At 68.5% G+C, this 17,741-nt stretch carries 13 protein-coding genes; 11 read left to right on the forward strand and 2 right to left on the reverse strand.

The window, feature by feature from the left end; all coding sequences use genetic code 11:
- Window positions 1–109: 109 nt before the first annotated feature.
- The 6 genes from LMA02_RS17875 (at window position 110) to LMA02_RS17900 (ending at window position 6,199) form a co-directional block, all read left to right on the forward strand.
- Complete coding sequence (locus LMA02_RS17875; RefSeq protein ID WP_165752460.1) at window positions 110–829, forward strand: SDR family oxidoreductase; 720 nt, start codon at window positions 110–112, stop codon at window positions 827–829.
- Between the two features lie 164 nt (window positions 830–993).
- Window positions 994–2,943 carry an arylsulfatase gene (locus LMA02_RS17880; protein WP_228908979.1) on the forward strand — a complete coding sequence of 650 codons (1,950 nt, stop codon included), beginning with the start codon at window positions 994–996 and terminating at the stop codon, window positions 2,941–2,943.
- A gap of 10 nt (window positions 2,944–2,953) precedes the next feature.
- Entirely contained in the window at window positions 2,954–4,003 is a 1,050-nt protein-coding gene (locus LMA02_RS17885) for a formylglycine-generating enzyme family protein (protein WP_228908982.1), read from the forward strand.
- Entirely contained in the window at window positions 4,000–4,809 is an 810-nt protein-coding gene (locus LMA02_RS17890) for a MetQ/NlpA family lipoprotein (RefSeq protein WP_228908984.1), read from the forward strand. The genes LMA02_RS17885 and LMA02_RS17890 overlap by 4 nt, the downstream gene beginning before the upstream one ends.
- Complete coding sequence (locus LMA02_RS17895) at window positions 4,803–5,807, forward strand: YkgJ family cysteine cluster protein (RefSeq protein ID WP_228908986.1); 1,005 nt, start codon at window positions 4,803–4,805, stop codon at window positions 5,805–5,807. Before LMA02_RS17890 ends, LMA02_RS17895 begins: the two co-directional genes overlap by 7 nt.
- A 65-nt stretch (window positions 5,808–5,872) precedes the next feature.
- Window positions 5,873–6,199 carry an antibiotic biosynthesis monooxygenase family protein gene (locus LMA02_RS17900; protein ID WP_228908987.1) on the forward strand — a complete coding sequence of 109 codons (327 nt, stop codon included), beginning with the start codon at window positions 5,873–5,875 and terminating at the stop codon, window positions 6,197–6,199.
- Window positions 6,200–6,245: 46 nt separating this feature from the next.
- Here the strand turns inward: LMA02_RS17900 and LMA02_RS17905 are convergent, their stop codons facing one another.
- A complete protein-coding gene (locus LMA02_RS17905; protein ID WP_228909000.1) occupies window positions 6,246–7,178 on the reverse strand; it encodes a LysR family transcriptional regulator in 933 nt (310 codons plus the stop codon).
- Between the two features lie 205 nt (window positions 7,179–7,383).
- Between LMA02_RS17905 and LMA02_RS17910 the strand changes: the two genes are divergently transcribed.
- From LMA02_RS17910 to pdeR, 4 genes are all read left to right on the forward strand, one after another.
- Complete coding sequence (locus LMA02_RS17910) at window positions 7,384–8,157, forward strand: putative hydro-lyase (protein ID WP_006749638.1); 774 nt, start codon at window positions 7,384–7,386, stop codon at window positions 8,155–8,157.
- Between the two features lie 205 nt (window positions 8,158–8,362).
- Window positions 8,363–9,667 carry an MFS transporter gene (locus tag LMA02_RS17915; RefSeq protein WP_228909002.1) on the forward strand — a complete coding sequence of 435 codons (1,305 nt, stop codon included), beginning with the start codon at window positions 8,363–8,365 and terminating at the stop codon, window positions 9,665–9,667.
- 118 nt (window positions 9,668–9,785) lie between these two features.
- Window positions 9,786–13,424 (forward strand): hydantoinase B/oxoprolinase family protein, encoded by a 3,639-nt coding sequence (locus LMA02_RS17920; protein ID WP_228909004.1) that lies wholly within the window; start codon window positions 9,786–9,788, stop codon window positions 13,422–13,424.
- Window positions 13,425–14,096: 672 nt separating this feature from the next.
- Window positions 14,097–16,100 (forward strand): cyclic di-GMP phosphodiesterase, encoded by a 2,004-nt coding sequence (pdeR, locus tag LMA02_RS17925; protein WP_228909006.1) that lies wholly within the window; start codon window positions 14,097–14,099, stop codon window positions 16,098–16,100.
- A gap of 57 nt (window positions 16,101–16,157) precedes the next feature.
- Here the strand turns inward: pdeR and LMA02_RS17930 are convergent, their stop codons facing one another.
- Window positions 16,158–17,021 carry a crotonase/enoyl-CoA hydratase family protein gene (locus LMA02_RS17930; protein WP_012365354.1) on the reverse strand — a complete coding sequence of 288 codons (864 nt, stop codon included), beginning with the start codon at window positions 17,019–17,021 and terminating at the stop codon, window positions 16,158–16,160.
- A 462-nt stretch (window positions 17,022–17,483) separates the two neighbouring features.
- On the opposite strand from LMA02_RS17930, the gene LMA02_RS17935 reads away from it, so the two are divergent.
- A complete protein-coding gene (locus LMA02_RS17935; protein WP_228909008.1) occupies window positions 17,484–17,624 on the forward strand; it encodes a hypothetical protein in 141 nt (46 codons plus the stop codon).
- Window positions 17,625–17,741 lie beyond the last annotated feature (117 nt).

Below are 17,741 nucleotides of genomic sequence, written 5' to 3' on the forward strand. Positions count from 1 at the left end.
ACGACCGTACGCGTTTTCCCCGCCTGACGCACAATCGAGCGTGTCATGCATGCGCTGCGCGCGAGCGCGCACCGCTCCGTCTTCGATTCTTTCGTCAGAGGCACGAATCATGTCATCCCGCACCTATCTCGTTACCGGCGCGTCGCGCGGCATCGGCTTCGCAACCAGCACGCTGCTCGCCCGGCGCGGCCATCGCGTCATCGGCCTCGCGCGGCATGCGCAAGGCATCGACTTTCCCGGCGAACTGATCGCGTGCGATCTCGCGGATATCGAACGGACGGCCGCGACGCTCGCCCGCATCGGCGCGTCGGACGAGATCGACGGCATCGTGAACAACGCGGGCATCGCGTTGCCGCAGCCGCTCGGCAAGGTCGATTTCGCGTCGCTGCAGGCGGTGTTCGACCTCAACGTGCGCGCGGCAATCCAGGTCACGCAGCATTTCGCCGACGCGATGAAGGCACGCGGATATGGCCGCATCGTCAACGTATGCAGCCGCGCGATCTTCGGCAGCCTCGATCGCACCGCGTATTCGGCCGCGAAAAGCGCGCTCGTCGGTTGCACGCGTACATGGGCGCTTGAACTCGCCGAGCACGGCGTGACGGTCAACGCGGTCGCGCCGGGCCCGATCGAAACGGAACTGTTTCGCCAGACGCGGCCGGTCGGCAGCGAAGCCGAACGCAAGGTGCTGGCAACGATCCCCGCACGCCGTCTCGGCACACCGCACGATGTGGCCGCGGCGATCGCGTTCCTGCTGTCCGACGATGCAGCCTTCGTCACGGGGCAGGTGCTCGCGGTGGATGGCGGCGGCAGCCTCGGCGGACGCAGCTGACACAGCTGACGTAGTAGACGCAACGCAACCTTCGCGGCGCGCGTCGTAAAACACGGGCCGCGCCGCATATTCTCCTGCCCCGTTAGCATGTGACGAATCCGACTTTGGGCGCCGCGCGGGCGACGCTAAGATCGCCGATCCCGTAGATCGTGCGCTCAACAACAATGAAAAAGTCCGCTTCGCCCTTGCTTGCCTTTCGTTTCCGTGTGGTCTGCGCCGCGATCGCGGGTGCGCTGTCGCTTGCGTCGTGCGGCGGCGTCGACAGCGATCCGCCGCCGCAGGCGAATGCGACGCCCGTGGCCAAGCGCCCGAACATCCTCTACATCATGGCCGACGATCTCGGCTATTCCGACATCCATGCATTCGGCGGCGAGATCAACACGCCGAACCTCGACGCGCTCGTCGCATCGGGCCGCATCCTGTCGAACCACCACACCGGCACCGTATGCGCGATCACGCGCGCGATGCTGATTTCCGGCACCGACCATCACCTCGTCGGCGAAGGCACGATGGGCGTGCCGACCGACGAGCGGCGCGGCCTGCCGGGCTACGAGGGCTACCTGAACGATCGCGCGCTGTCGTTCGCGCAACTGCTGAAGGACGCCGGCTATCACACGTACATCGCGGGCAAGTGGCACATCGGCTCGGGGATCGTCGGCAGCGCGACGGGCAGCGGACAAACGCCGGACCAGTGGGGCTTCGAGCGCAGCTACGTGCTGCTCGGCGGCGCCGCGACGAACCACTTCGCGCACGAGCCGGCCGGCTCGTCGAACTACACGGAAGACGGCCGCTACGTGCAGCCCGGCCAGCCCGGACAACCGGGCGGCGCGGGCGGCAGTCCGGCCGTGTTCTACTCGACGGACTTCTATACGCAGAAGCTGATCGCGTACATCGATTCGAACAAGCAGGACGGCAAGCCGTTCTTCGCGTACGCGGCCTACACGTCGCCGCACTGGCCGCTGCAGGTGCCGGAGCCGTGGCTGCACAAGTACGCGGGCGTGTACGACGCCGGCTACGACGCGATCCGCAACGCACGGATCGCACGGCAGAAGGCGCTCGGTCTGATTCCGGCCGACTTCAAGCCGTTCGACGGCCTGCCCGAAACGACGTCGGCGTCGCCCGCGACGGCGAACAACGGCACCGCGAACGCGAAGTACATCAGCGCCGTGCATCCGGCCGCCGACGGCTACGCGGACTACGGCATCGGCAAGGTCGACAAGCTGTGGGCGAGCCTGAGCCCGGCCGAGCGCCGTGCACAGGCACGCTACATGGAGATCTACGCAGGGATGGTCGAGAACCTCGACTACAACATCGGCCTGTTGATCCAGCACCTGAAGGACATCGGCGAATACGACAACACGTTCATCATGTTCCAGTCGGACAACGGCGCGGAAGGCTGGCCGATCGACTCGGGCGCGGACCCGACGGCGACCGACACCGCGAACGGGCGGGAGCCGATCTACTCGACCCTCGGCACCGACAACGGCAAGCAGAACGCGCAGCGGCTGCAATACGGGCTGCGCTGGGCCGAAGTGAGCGCGGCGCCGTTCCGGCTCACGAAGGGCTATTCCGGCGAAGGCGGCGTGTCGACGCCGACGATCGTGCGGCTGGCCGGGCAGACACAGCAGTTGCCGACGCTGCGCGCGTTCACGCACGTGACCGACAACACGGCGACGTTCCTCGCGGTCGCGGGCGTCACGCCGCCGTCGCAGCCGGCGCCGCCGCTCGTGAACACGCTGACCGGCATCGACCAGAACAAGGGCAAGGTCGTCTACAACAACCGCTACGTGTATCCGGTGACGGGCCAGTCGCTGCTGCCGGTGCTGACCGGCTCGGTGACGGGTGAAGTGCATACGGCGCCGTTCGGCGACGAAGCCTACGGCCGCGCGTACCTGCGCAGCGCCGACGGTCGCTGGAAGGCGTTGTGGACCGAGCCGCCGCTCGGCCCGCTCGATGGTCACTGGCAGCTGTACGACCTCGCGGCGGACCGCGGCGAGACGACCGACGTGTCCGCGCAGAACCCGTCGGTGATCGGCACGCTAGTCGACCAGTGGAAGACCTACATGAGCAACGTCGGCGGCGTCGAGCCGTTGCGTCCGCGCGGCTACTACTGAGGACGACACGATGCGGTTGCGCTTCTGGACGCTCGGCGCGGCGCTCGCGGCCACGCTGTTCGCGGCTGCGTTCGCGGCCGGCTATGCGAGCCCGTCGGCGTCGCCCGCCGGCGCCTTCGACGACGCGAATCGCGGCCGCCCGCTCGCGCCGCTCGGCTCGGAGCGGCAGTGCGAGCGCTACTCGGGCCTGCCCGCGACGTGGCGTGATGACCCGAAGGCCGGCATGGTGCACCTGAGCGGCGGCGCGTTCGTGTTCGGCAGCACGCGCGGTTATGCGGACGAGCGTCCGGTCGGCGACGGCAGGACGCGCGTCGGCGGCTTCTGGATCGATCAGACCGACGTGACGATCGCGCAGTTCGCCGCCTTCGTGAAGGCGACCGGTTACGTGACCGAGGCCGAGCAGCAGGGCGGCGCGGCGGTGTTTCACGTGCCGACGCGCGACGAGCTGAATGCACGTGACCTCGCGTGGTGGAGCTGGGTGAAGGGCGCGTCGTGGCGGCAGCCGCGCGGCCCGGGCAGCAGCGTCGACGGGCTCGGCAACCTGCCCGTCACGCTCGTCACGCAGCGCGACGCGCTCGCGTATGCGCACTGGCTCGGCCGCGATTTGCCGACCGAAGCCGAATGGGAATACGCGGGCAAGGCCGGTCGCGATGATGCGTCGCTCGACGCGGCGCCGCGCGACGCGCAGGGCAAGCCGGCCGCGAACTACTGGCAGGGTGCGTTCCCGGTGCTCGATACGGCCGAGGACGGCCATGCGGGCCTGGCGCCGGTCGGCTGCTACGCGGCGAACGGCTTCCACCTGTACGACATGATCGGCAACGCGTGGGAATGGACGAAGGACGCGTACACGGGCCCGCATCAGTCGCACACGAACGGCGACACGGCGGCCGTGGCGCAGCCGACGCGCCGGCACGACACGCCGATGGTGATCAAGGGCGGCTCGTTCCTGTGCTCGCGCGATTACTGCGTGCGTTATCGCGCGTCGTCGCGCGAACAGCAGGAAGCCGATCTCGGCGCGTCGCATATCGGATTCCGCACGATTCTGAGGGATGCATCGTGAAACGCGTCGTGCATTGCATCGCCGTGTGGCTGGCCGTTGCATGCGGCGTCGTTCATCCGGATTGGGCCGTTGCCGCGGAAACCACCACGCGCACGGTGCGCGTCGGTGTGACGCGCGGCGTGCATGCGGAGATCCTCGACGCGGTGAAACGCGTCGCCGCCACGCGCGGGCTCGATGTCGACGTCGTCGAATTCGACGACGCGTCGCGCATCGATACCGCGCTTGCGGACGGCAAGATCGACGCGGCGAGCTTCGAGGACGTGCAGCGTCTCGCCGCCACCCGCACGGCGAAAGGCTACGCGCTGAGCGCCGTCGCACCGACCGTCACGCTGCCGATGGCGCTCTATTCGCGCAAGCTGAGGAGTCTGAACGAACTGCAGCCCGGCGCCACGGTCGCGATCCCGGCCGATCCGCGCGGGATGGCGCGCGCGCTCGTGCTGCTGCAGAACGACACGCTGGTGACGCTGCGCGCCAAGGCCGGCCTGCATGCGACGCTGCGCGACGTGACCGGCAACCGGCTCGCGCTGAAATTCGTTGCGCTTCGTCGCGACCAGCTCCATGCGGCGCTCGACTCGGCCGCGTTCGTCGCGATCGACAGTGACGACGCCACGCGCATGGGCCTGCAACCGGCGCGCGACAGCATCAACCTCGAGGACGCGCGCTCGCCGTATGCGAACGTGCTGACCGTGCGCGACGCCGATCGCACGAAGCCGTGGGTCGCGCAACTCGTCGCCGCGTATCACTCGGACGACGTCGCGCATTTCATCCTGACGCGCTACCAGGACTCGGTGCGGCGGCCGTGGTAGACGACTACCGCCTCGCGTGCAATGCGTGCGGCCGCTGCTGCAACAGCGCGCCGACGCTGTCGTTGCGCGAGCTGTTCCGGCATCGGCATCGCTTCGTCGGCGCGCTGACGATCCATCGCGTGCCGAAGCGGCGCATCGGTGAACGATCGCGCGCGGGCGAGCGCGAGCATGCGCTCGACGCCGACGACGTCGCCGCGTTCGATGCGCTCGCGAACGCGCTGTTCCATCGCGCGCGCGGCGCGGACGACGAATGGATCGCACTGACGCTGCAAGGCTACGACTATCCGTCGCTCGGGCGGTGCCCGGCACTGGCCGACGACGGCCGCTGCAGCATGCATGCGGACAAGCCGTCGATCTGCGGCGCGGTGCCGCTCGATCCGATGCTGCCGGACCGGTTGCAGTCACGCGTGCTCGCGCGGCGGCGCGAGGACACGGCGTGGCTCGGTGCGAACTGCATCGTCGGTGTGGACGACGGCACGGCTTCCGTCGATGCCGCGTCGGCGATACCGCTGGTCACGGCAGGGCAGGTCGTGGACCGCGCGGCGCTCGACGCGTTTCGCGACGCGCTCGCGTTCGAGCGCGCGGTGTGGCGCGACGCGGTGTTCGCATCGCTGATCGACGGTGGACCGCAAGTGCGCGATGCGTTGTCGCGGCTTGCGCCCGGCGGCTACCTGACGATGTCGATCGTGCCGGTGCTGCTGGCCGTCGCCTCGGTCTCCGCACATTGCCGCGCGCGATGCATCGACTTCATCGATGCGCAACGCGCGTTGATCGATGCCCGCGTCGACGCGGCGCTCGCGCGCCGGCGTCTCGACGACCGCCCGGCGACGCGCGAATTGCGCGGTTTCGCGGAAGCGCTCGGACGTGCGCGTCACGCACTCGCCGCGGTGCCGACAGCCACGCCGGCCACGCCGGCCACGGCGGCCACCCGCACGGACGCACCCCGCATCGACGCGTGGCTCGACGATCGGCACGACGCCGTCACGCTTACCTCCTGACGACAGCAGCACGCGATGCGTGCCTTACACTTGACGCTCTTTCAATCGTCTCCGACGGAGCGCGCATGTACGCATCGACCTTCATTTTCCGCGCCGGGCAATACGACGACGAATTCCATCGGCTCGACCGGCAGATCGCCGACATGGCGCGAGCGACACCCGGCTATCTCGGCGAGGAAACCTGGGAGAACACGGAGGCGGGGCTGATCCAGAACGTCTACTACTGGGAATCCGAGGCGGCGTTGCAGCAGTTGATCCAGCACCCCGCGCATCGGGAAGCAAAGGCGAAGCAGGCGCGCTGGCTGGACGGTTATCGCGTGGTGATCTCGCAGGTGCTGCGCGAGTACGGCGACGGCAAGCTCACGCAACCGCATGCGGGGCAGCCCGCGTGAATTGAATGTCGAATCGGCGCGTCGGGCTGCGCATCCACGCACCGCGTCAAAGCGCCTCGACCAGCAGCCGGTTGCTCTTTTCGCAGTACTCGTGACACGCGGCACGCGCGGCGATCGACGCGCCGTGCACGAACTTCGGCGCGTCGGCACGGCGCGACATCGACACGACGATTGACGGCGGCGACGGCTGCAGCGGCAGCTCGACGACCTCGCCGCTCGCGATCAGCGCATCGACGAACAGCACCGGAATCGCGGCGACGCCGAAGCCGTCGCGCACGAGCTGCACGATCACCGAGATCGACGGCGAGCCGGTGATGCGCGTCTCCGACAGCGGCACACCATGCGCGTGTGCGAGCGTGCGCACGATGTCCTCGAGCGCACGGTGCGGCGCGGTACCGCGCCCGTAGGTCAGGATCGGCTGGCGCAGCACCTGGCGCGCCAGGCCCGTGCGGGTAGTCGGCAGCAGCCCCGCGCGCGCGATCCAGCGCACCGGATAGTTCGCGAGCGCGTCGCAGACGACCGACGCCTCGTCGCTGCCCTCCACCCGAATGATCAGATCGAGCTCGCCGGCCATCAGCCGGCGCTGCAGCACGACGCTGACGTCGACGGTCAGGTCGACCTCCAGTTGCGGAAAGTCGGCGGCGAGGCGGCGCAGGTAGTGCGGCAGCCAGCTGTGCACGACCGTCTCGATCACGCCGAGCCGCAGCTTGCCGCGCAGCGCGCTTTCGCCGGCCGCGGCGGCCTGCAGCTCGTGCGTCGCCTCGACGACGGCCTTCGCATAGCCGAGCAGGTACTCGCCGTTCGGCGTGAGCCGGAACTCGCGGCTGTCGCGATCGACGAGCACGGTCTGCAATTCATCCTCGAGCGCCTTCAGGCGCTGCGAGATCGCGGCCGGCGTCGCGTGCAGCGCGGTGGCCGTCGTGCGGAAGTTGCGCAGCTTCGCGAGCGTGACGAAGGTTTCGAGAAAACGCGTGTTCATGGCGGTTGGCGGGATGGTGGACGCGCAGCTTGCCGGTGAAGAAAAGTGAACGGGACCGGGGAAAACCCGGAGATGCGTTAAGAAATTCTATACACCGGGCGCAAAAAAACTCGTTGGCGGCAAAATTTTTTCTTTTCTATTCTTGGCCGTATCCGCTGACGCAATTGCGTTGGCCCGACGACATCCCGATCCGCCAACGACCATCATGACGCCTTCCGAATTCCGCCAGTCCGTACGCAGCGGCGCGTTCCGCCAGCCGACCGCCGGCCAGTGCGGCCCGTTCGCGCAAGCGAATCTCGCGATCCTGCCGAACGCGTACGCGCACGATTTCCTGCGCTTCTGCCAGGCGAACCCGAAGGCGTGCCCGCTGCTGGGCGTCGGCGAGCCGGGCGCGTTCCGGCTGGACGTGCTCGGCGAGGATCTCGACATCCGCACCGACGTGCCGAGCTACAACGTATACCGCGATGGCCGCCTGACCGAGCGGGTCGAATCGCTCGAGGCGCTGTGGCGCGACGATTTCGTCGTATTCGCGATCGGCTGCTCGTTCTCGTTCGAGGACATGCTGGCGCGTGAAGGCATCGCGCTGCGCCACATCGAGGAGGGTCGCAACGTGCCGATGTACCGCACGTCGATCCCGAACCGCCGGGCGGGGATCTTCGGCGGCCAGCTGGTCGTGTCGATGCGGCCGCTGCGCGGCGCCGACGCGATCCGCGCGGTGCAGATCACGAGCCGGTTCCCGGGCGTGCACGGTGCGCCGGTCCATATCGGCCATCCGCGGGAACTGGGCATCGCCGATCTCGGCACGCCCGATTTCGGCGACGCGGTGACGGTGCGCGACGGCGAGCTGCCGGTGTTCTGGGCGTGCGGCGTGACGCCGCAAACCGCGCTGATGGAAGCGAAGCTGCCGCTCGCGATCGCGCATACGCCCGGCTACATGCTGATGACCGACATCACGAACGCGTCGCTCGCCGTGTTCTGACCCGGTCGGCGCCCGCGGCCGGTACGGCCGCGGGTCCGGCCCCGCCGCAGCGGCATGCCGCGACCGCAGACGATCCGCCCGGCCTCAGCGCGCAGCCGCGGCTGATGAATCGCGACGCACACACGACACGCGCGCCGCACGCACGACACGCACCGCACGTACCAAGAGCACGGTATTGACCGCACATTTCGACAGGAGCTTCACCATGGAAAGCAAGATCCTCGCGGCGCCCGCCGCCGACCCCGCGGGCCCCGCACGCAACGGCCTGTTCGGATGGTATGCGGACGCGCAGCCGCGCGAGCGCCGCGCGTTCTGGAGCTGCAAGGTCGGCTACATGCTCGACGGGATGGACACGCAGATGCTGTCGTTCGTGATCCCGACGCTCGTCGCGACCTGGGGCATCTCGTTCGCGGACGCCGGCTTCATCGGCACGATGACGTTGCTCGCGTCGGCGGTCGGCGGCTGGCTCGCCGGCATCCTGTCCGACCGGATCGGCCGCGTGCGCACGCTGCAGCTGACCGTGCTGTGGTTCGCGGTGTTCACCGCATTGTGCGGACTCGCGCAGAACTACCACCAGCTGCTCGCGGCGCGCGCGCTGATGGGCTTCGGCTTCGGCGGCGAATGGACGGCCGGCGCGGTGCTGATCGGCGAGGTGATCCGCGCGCGCGATCGCGGCAAGGCGGTCGGCCTCGTGCAGTCGGGCTGGGCGATCGGCTGGGGGCTGTCGGCGCTGCTGTATGCGCTGCTGTTCTCGGTGCTGCCGGCCGAACAGGCATGGCGCGCGCTGTTCCTCGTCGGCCTCGCGCCGGCGCTGCTGGTGGTCGTGATCCGCCGCTACGTGAAGGAACCGGACGTCTACGAGAAGGAGAAGGCCGCGCAGGCGCAGGTGGCCGACGCACCGCGCCTCACGGAAATCTTCGCGCCGAAGCTGCTGTCGACGACGCTGCGCGCGGCGTTGCTGACGACCGGCGCACAGGGCGGCTACTACGCGATCACGACCTGGCTGCCGACCTTCCTGAAGACGGAGCGGCACCTGACCGTGATGGGCACGGGCGGCTATCTCGCGATGATCATCATCGGCTCGTGGGTCGGCTACCTGACGAGCGCCTACCTGACCGACCGCCTCGGCCGCAAGCCGAACTTCATCCTGTTCGCGCTCGGCTCCATGGTGATCGCGTTCGCCTATACGTCGCCGGTGCTGAACCTCACGAACGCGTCGATGCTGTGGCTCGGCTTCCCGCTCGGGTTCTTCGCGTCGGGCATCTTCTCCGGGATGGGCGCGTTCCTCACCGAGCTGTTCCCGACGCGGGTGCGCGGCTCGGGGCAGGGCTTCTGCTACAACGTGGGCCGCGCGGTCGGCGCCCTGTTCCCGTTCCTGATCGGCGCGCTGTCGAAGCACTACGGGCTCGGCGCGAGCATCGGAATCTTCGCGGTCGCCGCCTACGGCGTGATGATCGTCGCCGCGCTGACGCTGCCCGAAACCCGCGGCCGCGAACTCGACGCCGCGTAAGCGGGCGCCGGCCCGCCGCCTTACCTCTCCCTTTTGATCGAAGCCCTCACGCGGCGCGCGACGCGCGCCGTGCGGCGGCGCTCGTCCTTCGCTTCAACGACGCATCGAGTTCATCGCCATGACTGACCGACACACTTTCCCCGTTTCCTCCGACGCCGCGCGCTGGCAATTCTGGATCGACCGCGGCGGCACCTTCACCGACATCGTCGCGCGCCGGCCCGACGGCGCGCTCGTCACGCACAAGCTGCTGTCGGAGAATCCCGAGCAGTATCGCGATGCGGCCGTGGCCGGCATCCGCCACCTGCTCGGCCTGGCCGACGGCGAGCCGATCACGCCCGAACGCGTCGACATGGTGAAGATGGGCACGACGGTCGCGACCAACGCGCTGCTCGAACGCAAGGGCGAACGCACCGCGCTCGCGACGACGCGCGGCTTTCGCGACGTGCTGCGCATCGCCTATCAGAACCGGCCGCGCCTGTTCGATCTCGACATCGTGCTGCCCGATGCGCTGTACGAGACCGTCGTCGAGGTTGACGAGCGGGTCGGCGCGCACGGCGACGTCGTCGTGCCGCTCGACGTGCAAGACGCGGAAACCGAGCTGCGCCGCGTGTTCGACTCGGGCGTGCAGGCGCTGGCCATCGTGCTGATCCACGGCTATCGCTACACCGCGCACGAGCGCGCGCTGGCCGAACTCGCCCGCCGGATCGGCTTCACGCAGGTGTCCGTGTCGCACGAGGTGTCGCCGCTGATGAAGATGGTGTCGCGCGGCGACACGACCGTGGTCGACGCGTACCTGTCGCCGATCCTGCGCCGCTACGTCGAGCAGGTGGCGCACGAGATGCCCGGCGTGAACCTGCAGTTCATGCAGAGCAGCGGCGGCCTGACGCGCGCCGATGCGTTCCAGGGCAAGGACGCGATCCTGTCCGGCCCGGCCGGCGGCATCGTCGGGATGGTGCGCGCCGCGCGCGCGGCCGGCTTCGACCGCGTGATCGGCTTCGACATGGGCGGCACGTCGACCGACGTGTCGCACTACAACGGCGAATTCGAGCGCGTGTTCGAGACGCAGGTGGCCGGCGTGCGGATGCGTGCGCCGATGATGAGCATCCACACGGTCGCGGCCGGCGGCGGCTCGGTGCTCGGCTTCGACGGCGCGCGGCTGCGCGTCGGGCCCGAATCGGCCGGCGCGAACCCGGGGCCGGCCGCGTACCGGCGCGGCGGCCCGCTGACGGTGACCGACTGCAACGTGATGCTCGGCAAGATCCAGCCCGATCATTTCCCGCGCGTGTTCGGCCCGCACGCGGACCAACCACTCGACCGAGACGGCGTCGCCGCGAAATTCGCTGCGCTCGCCGACGAGATCCACGCCGCGACCGGGCGGCGCGAGACGCCCGAGGCGCTCGCCGAAGGATTCCTGGAGATCGCGATCGGCAGCATGGCGAACGCGATCAAGAAGATCTCGGTGCAGCGCGGCCACGACGTGTCGGGCTACGTGCTGACGACCTTCGGCGGCGCGGGCGGCCAGCACGCGTGCGGCGTGGCCGACGCGCTCGGAATGACGCAGGTGTTCGCGCATCCGCTCGCGGGCGTGCTGTCCGCCTACGGGATGGGCCTCGCCGACCAGACCGCGATGCGCGAGCGCGCGGTGGAGGCGGTGCTGTCGGACGCGTCGCTGCCGGCGCTGAACGCGACGCTCGACCGGCTGACCGACGATGCGGTCGGCGCGCTGCTCGAACAGGGCGTGCCGCCGGAACGCATCGCGACCGAGCGGCGCGTGCACCTGCGCTACCAGGGCACCGATTCCGCGCTCGACGTGCCGGCCGGCAGCGTCGTCGCGATGCAGCAGGCGTTCGAAGCCGCGTACCGCCAGCGTTACGCGTTCCTGATGCCCGGCACGCCGCTGGTCGCCGAACTGGCCTCGGTCGAGGCGATCGGCCGCTCCGATGCGCCCGTCGAGATCGCGCCGCTCGCGCCGCGCGACGAGGGCGCGCCGCCGCAGGCCCACAGCGCCGTGCGGTTCCATTCCGGCGGCCAATGGCACGACGCGGCGCTGTACGTGCGCGACACGCTGCTCGCCGGCGACACGATCGACGGCCCGGCGATCGTCGCGGAGCAGAACGGCACGACCGTCGTCGAACCCGGCTGGCGCGCGCGGATGACCGCGCAGGGCAACCTCGTGCTGACGCGCACGACGCCGCTGCCGACGCGCCGCTCGCTCGGCACCGACGCCGATCCGGTGCGGCTCGAGATCTTCAACAACCTGTTCATGTCGATCGCCGAGCAGATGGGGCTGCGGCTGCAGAACACCGCGTACTCGGTGAACATCAAGGAGCGGCTCGACTTCTCGTGCGCGATCTTCGACGGCGACGGCAACCTGATCGCGAACGCGCCGCACATGCCCGTGCACCTGGGATCGATGGGCGAGAGCATCCGCACGGTGATCGAGCGCAACCGCGGCCGCATGCGCGACGGCGACGTGTTCATGCTGAACGACCCGTATCACGGCGGCACGCACCTGCCCGACGTCACCGTCATCACGCCGGTGTTCGCGGACGGCTCGGACACGCCGCTGTTCTACGTCGGCTCGCGCGGCCATCACGCGGACATCGGCGGCACGACGCCGGGCTCGATGCCGCCCGATTCGACGCACATCGATGAAGAGGGCGTGCTGATCGACAACTGGCAGCTCGTGTCGGCCGGCGTGCTGCGCGATGCGGACACGCGCGCGCTGCTCGCGTCGGGCCGCTACCCGGCGCGCAACGTCGAGCAGAACATGGCCGACCTGCGCGCGCAGGTCGCCGCGAACCAGAAGGGCGTCGACGAGCTGCGGCGGATGGTCGCCCAGTTCGGCCGCGACGTCGTGCTCGCATTCATGGGGCACGTGCAGGACAACGCGGAAGAGGCGGTGCGGCGTGTGATCGGCGCGCTGCAGGACGGCGCGTACCGCTATCCGCTCGACAACGGCGCGGAGATTCGCGTCGCGATCCGCGTGGATCGCGCGGCGCGGCGCGCCGAGATCGATTTCACCGGTACCTCCGCGCAGCTCGACAACAACTTCAACGCGCCGAAGGCCGTCTGCATGGCCGCGGTGCTGTACGTGTTCCGTACGCTGGTCGGCGACGACATCCCGTTGAACGCCGGCTGCCTCAAGCCGCTCACGGTGATCGTGCCGGCGCGCTCGATGCTGAACCCCGAGTATCCGGCGGCGGTCGTGTCGGGCAACGTCGAGACGTCGTCGGCGATCACCAATGCGCTGTACGGCGCGCTCGGCGGCGTCGCGTCGAGCCAGGGGACGATGAATAACTTCACATTCGGTAACGCTCAGTACCAGTACTACGAGACGATCGCGGGCGGCAGCGGCGCGGGTGACGGCTTCGCGGGCGTCGGCGCGGTGCAGACGCACATGACGAACTCGCGCCTGACCGACCCGGAAGTGCTCGAATGGCGCTACCCGGTGCGGCTCGACTCGCACCGGCTGCGCGCGGGCTCCGGCGGCGGCGGGCGTTGGCGCGGCGGCGACGGCGCGGTGCGGCGGATCCGCTTCCTCGAGCCGATGACCGCGTCGATCCTGTCGAACAACCGGATCCATGCGCCGTTCGGCGCGGCGGGCGGCGAGGCCGGCGCGCTCGGTCGCAACACGATCGAGCGGGCCGACGGCACGGTCGAGACGCTCGAGCATATCGGCCGCGCGCAGATGGCGCCGGGCGACGTGTTCGTCGTCGAAACGCCGGGCGGCGGCGGTTACGGCACGGCGGGCTGAGCGGTGCCCCGCAACGGTGCGGAAGCGGTGCGGCGGCGTGCCCGCCGGACGGTTTTCACGCGTCGCGGCGGGGCGATCGTACCGGTTCCATTGATGGGCGCGGCAAGGCCGCTGCGCCCCGACGATATATTCACTGGCATCGATCGGCGCGGTATTGCCACGCGTATCGGAATAAAGACGGGCATTCCCGCATAAACGGAAATGGAAATTCCCCGCTTCCCCGCTCGGCGCAATGCGATCCGACCCCCGCGGAATGCGTTGTGGCCGAGCGCTCCGGGGCGACCGAGATTTCCCGCAAACGCCCGTCCGGTCGGGCGCTCCGCTGATCCTGTCGCCCCGCTTCGGGGCCCTGCGCCCGCCCGCGCCCGTCCCGCCAATCACGAAAAAGCCGCTGTGCCAATCGAGTCCCGATTCCTTGACACCCCCTTCCGAATGTGAGTGCCATTCTTGATTGTCATTTGATAAGATGGGTTCCATCATTCGTTTGGAAAAACCTGCGCGCGAGATGCGCAAACGCCGGGTCGCATTGGTTGGAAACAATTACGGAACGAGGGCCGCTGTCATGGCCATCACGACTGCCCCGCCGGGTACGCGCGCCGCGCGCCCGGGGATCGGGAGCGGCCAGCTCGCCTCCGTCTACACTGTGCGTTTTTTCTGGATCGGGGCGTGTCCATGGATGACGAAAACGATAGCGCGGTGCTTGAAGCGCACGTCGGTACGCGCAGCCCCTGCTGGCGTCTCGGCAGCGACAGCAATGCGCTGGAGCTGGCCGCCGTTCGCGGCTTGACCAACGTCGCGGTGACGCTGACCGGCGAACAGGCCGCGCGGATCCGCGCGCTCACCGGCGTCACGTCGCACCTCGTGCTCGACCTCGTGCTGTTCGGCGACACGGTCAGCCTCCATCTGGTCGGCCGGAAGGTCGATACCTCGAACTGGGCCGGCACGGCCTCCGCCTATTCCGATACCGCGTCGGTTGCGAGCGACCTCTCGCACGGGCTCGCGTTCGCCGAGCAGGTCGTGTCCGAAGTGAATTCGCTCGTCGTGATCCTCGACCGCAACGGCATGGTGCAGCGCTTCAATCGCCTGTGCGAGGAAGTGACGGGCAAGCGCGAGGTCGACGTGATCGGCCGCAGCGCGTTCGAGCTGTTCATGAGCCCCGAGCAGGGCGCGCAGTCGCGCACCAACATCACCGGCTTTTTCGCGAGCAACTGTTCGTTCGCGGTCGAGCGCTACATCAACACGGTCAACGGCCCGCGCCTGTTCCAGTTCCGCAACAAGTTCGTGCAGAGCGGCAGCGGCGTCGACGAGCAGTACCTGATCTGCTCGGGCGTCGACGTGACCGAGGAGCGCAACGCGCAGCTGCGGCTCAGCGAACTCGCGAACACCGACATGCTGACCGGCCTGCCGAACCGCCATGCGATCAGCGAGCGCATCGGCGCGGCGCTGGCCGCGGATCGCACCGACATGCGCGGCCAGGTCGGCATCCTGTTCCTCGATCTCGACAACTTCAAGCGCGTCAACGATCACTACGGGCACATCACCGGCGACCGCCTGCTGCAGGACGTGTCCACGATCATCAGCGGCTGCCTGCCGTCCGGCGCGACGCTCGCGCGGCTCGGCGGCGACGAATTCCTGGTGCTGTTCGAGCACGGCACGCGGCCGCTGCTCGAAGCGACCGCGCAGATCATCCTCGAACGGCTGCGCACGCCGATCCACCTCGGGCTGATGGAGGTCTACACGAGCTGCTCGATCGGCATCGCGATGTATCCGCAGCACGGCGATTCGCTCGAAACGCTGATCCGCAGCGCCGACACCGCGATGTACGTCGCGAAGGAAGAAGGCAAGCATACGTATCGCGTGTTCTCGCTGGAGATGAACCAGAAGGTCGCGATGTACATGTGGCTCGACACGAACCTGCGCAAGGCGCTCGAGGAGGAGCAGTTCGTGCTGCACTACCAGCCGGTCATCGACCTCGCGACCGGCGACGTGCACGCCGTCGAGGCGCTGATCCGCTGGCAGTCGCCCGATCGCGGGCTCGTCGCGCCGGTCGAGTTCATCCACTTCGCGGAGGAGTCGGGGCTGATCGCGCCGCTCGGACGCTGGGTGATGCGCACTGCGGCTGCACAGGCCGCCGCATGGAAGGCGAAGGGGCTCGACGTGCGGATCGCGGTGAACGTGTCCGCGCGGCAACTGCAGGACATGAACATCGTCCATCAGTTCGCGTCGATTCTCGCCGGCGCGGGGCTGAAGCCGAGCCTCGTCGACATCGAGCTCACCGAAAGCAGCTTCATCGAGGACGAAGAATCGGCGCACGAGCTGATGAAGGAGTTCCGCCAGCTCGGCGCGAAGATTCACCTCGACGATTTCGGCACCGGTTATTCGTCGCTGTCGCAGCTGTCACGGCTGCCGCTCGATTCGATCAAGCTCGATCGCAGCTTCATCACGGGCATCGACCGCAACCCGCGCTCGCAGGCGCTGGTGCGCTCGGTCGTGTCGCTCGCCAGGGCACTGAGTTTCTCGGTGGTCGCCGAAGGCGTCGAGACGCATGCGGAAGCGGATTTCCTCAAGCAGGTCGACGTCGACCACGCGCAGGGTTTCTACTTCGCGCGGCCGATGCCGGCCCAGGCGTTCGAGGCCTGGCTCGCGGAAACGAGAAAGCTCAGGCTGATCGCCTGAGCCTTCCCCGCAAGACGGCGCGCGCCGCCCACCACGCGGCGGCGCGCGCCACTCACGTCACACCGTGCGCAGCTTCGACACGCGCCGGTTCTGCAGCATCACCAGGCGTTCCATGTACGCGAGATCCTTCGGCTCGATCGTGAACGCCGCGTGAACCCATTCCTCGGTGATGTCCATCAGCTCGGAACGCGTGATCTGGAACACGCGCTCGCGTGCGCGCAGCATCGCGCGGATGCCGTTCAGCTTCGGCTTCGTCACGTCGATGAAGGTGCGCGTCGCGAGATACGCGTCGCCCGCGTCGAACGTCTGGTCGACCAGCCCGCGATCCTCGTACCACTCGGCCGCATGCGCCTCGCCGGACGAGATCAGCGATTCCGCGAGCCCGCGGTCCGCCTTGCGCGCGACCAGCGAATAGCCGCCCATGCCCGGGAACAGGTTGAACGCGATCTCGGGAAAGCCGAGCTTTGCGCCCTTCTGCGCGAGCATGTAGTGGTGCGCGAGGGCGGCCTCGAAGCCGCCGCCCAGCGCGCTGCCTTCGACCATCGCGATCGAGATCGCACCGGTGCCGAAGCCCGTGTAGATCTCGTACACGCCGTCGATGCACGAGCGTGCGTAGGCCATCAACTGATCGCGGCGGCCGCTGCGGATCGCGTCGACGAAGAAGCTCAGGTCGCCGCCGACGTTGAACAGCTCGGGCACGAGCGAACCCGTCACCCAGAAGTCGAACGGCAGGCCGGAGTCGCGTGCGACGCGCGCGAGATGGATGATGTCGGTGACGAGTTGCTGGTTGAAGCACGGCCGCGGCTCCGATCGCAGCATCATCCACATGATGTTGCGGCCTTCTTCGTAGAACGCGGTCAGTTGCGTGAGTTCACCTGCTTCGTAAAACGGACGGCACGCCGGATGAGATTGGAGTTGCATGGTATGTCCTCGGTGAGATGTGGTTTTGCAAAGAGCATCGCGGCCGGCGCCGTGGACAAATGCCCCCGCACGGCGCCGGCCGCGAGGCACCGCCATTGTTGCGCGCACACAAAAGCCGAAATGCGGGGAACAACGCACGACGGGGACGAGGAGGGGCATCGTGTTCGGTGCGAACCGAGCGGAGCATGCGAGCCGTGAACGACCGGATCGATGCGATCGCTGGGCGGAAGAACGTGGGGGGAGCGGGGGCGGTGAGGTCGGTGTGACGAGGTGATGACGATCGGCGCGGGCACGCCGTCCCGGGGAGATGTGTGGCGTGTCGGTCGCTTACGCGATGAAGGCGACGCCGCGCTGTCGATCACGTCTCATGGAATGTGCGGATGGGTGCCGCGGCCGTGCGTCGGCTAGCGTTGGAGGATGACGCCGCTACCGCAACGCACTGACCTGATGCAGGACCCGTGCGTGACCGACGCGGACGCGAAGAACCTGCGCAAGACGATGGAGTCGCGCCTGCGACGCGACAACGTTGACTGCACGATCACGAACGGGAACTACGCGGGCACCACGCTGAAGATCGCGCTGGCCTGCGCGAACGAACAGTAGCGCGGCAAGCGCGTCAGTGATTGCTGCTGATGCATCGATCTCGCGATACACACATACGGCCACTCTCGCGCCGGAAGCTTGAATGCATCACGGCGTTACATAAAATAAGAATAGGCA

This window comes from Burkholderia sp. B21-005 (assembly GCF_020843965.1).
Taxonomy (GTDB): Bacteria; Pseudomonadota; Gammaproteobacteria; order Burkholderiales; family Burkholderiaceae; genus Burkholderia; species Burkholderia ambifaria.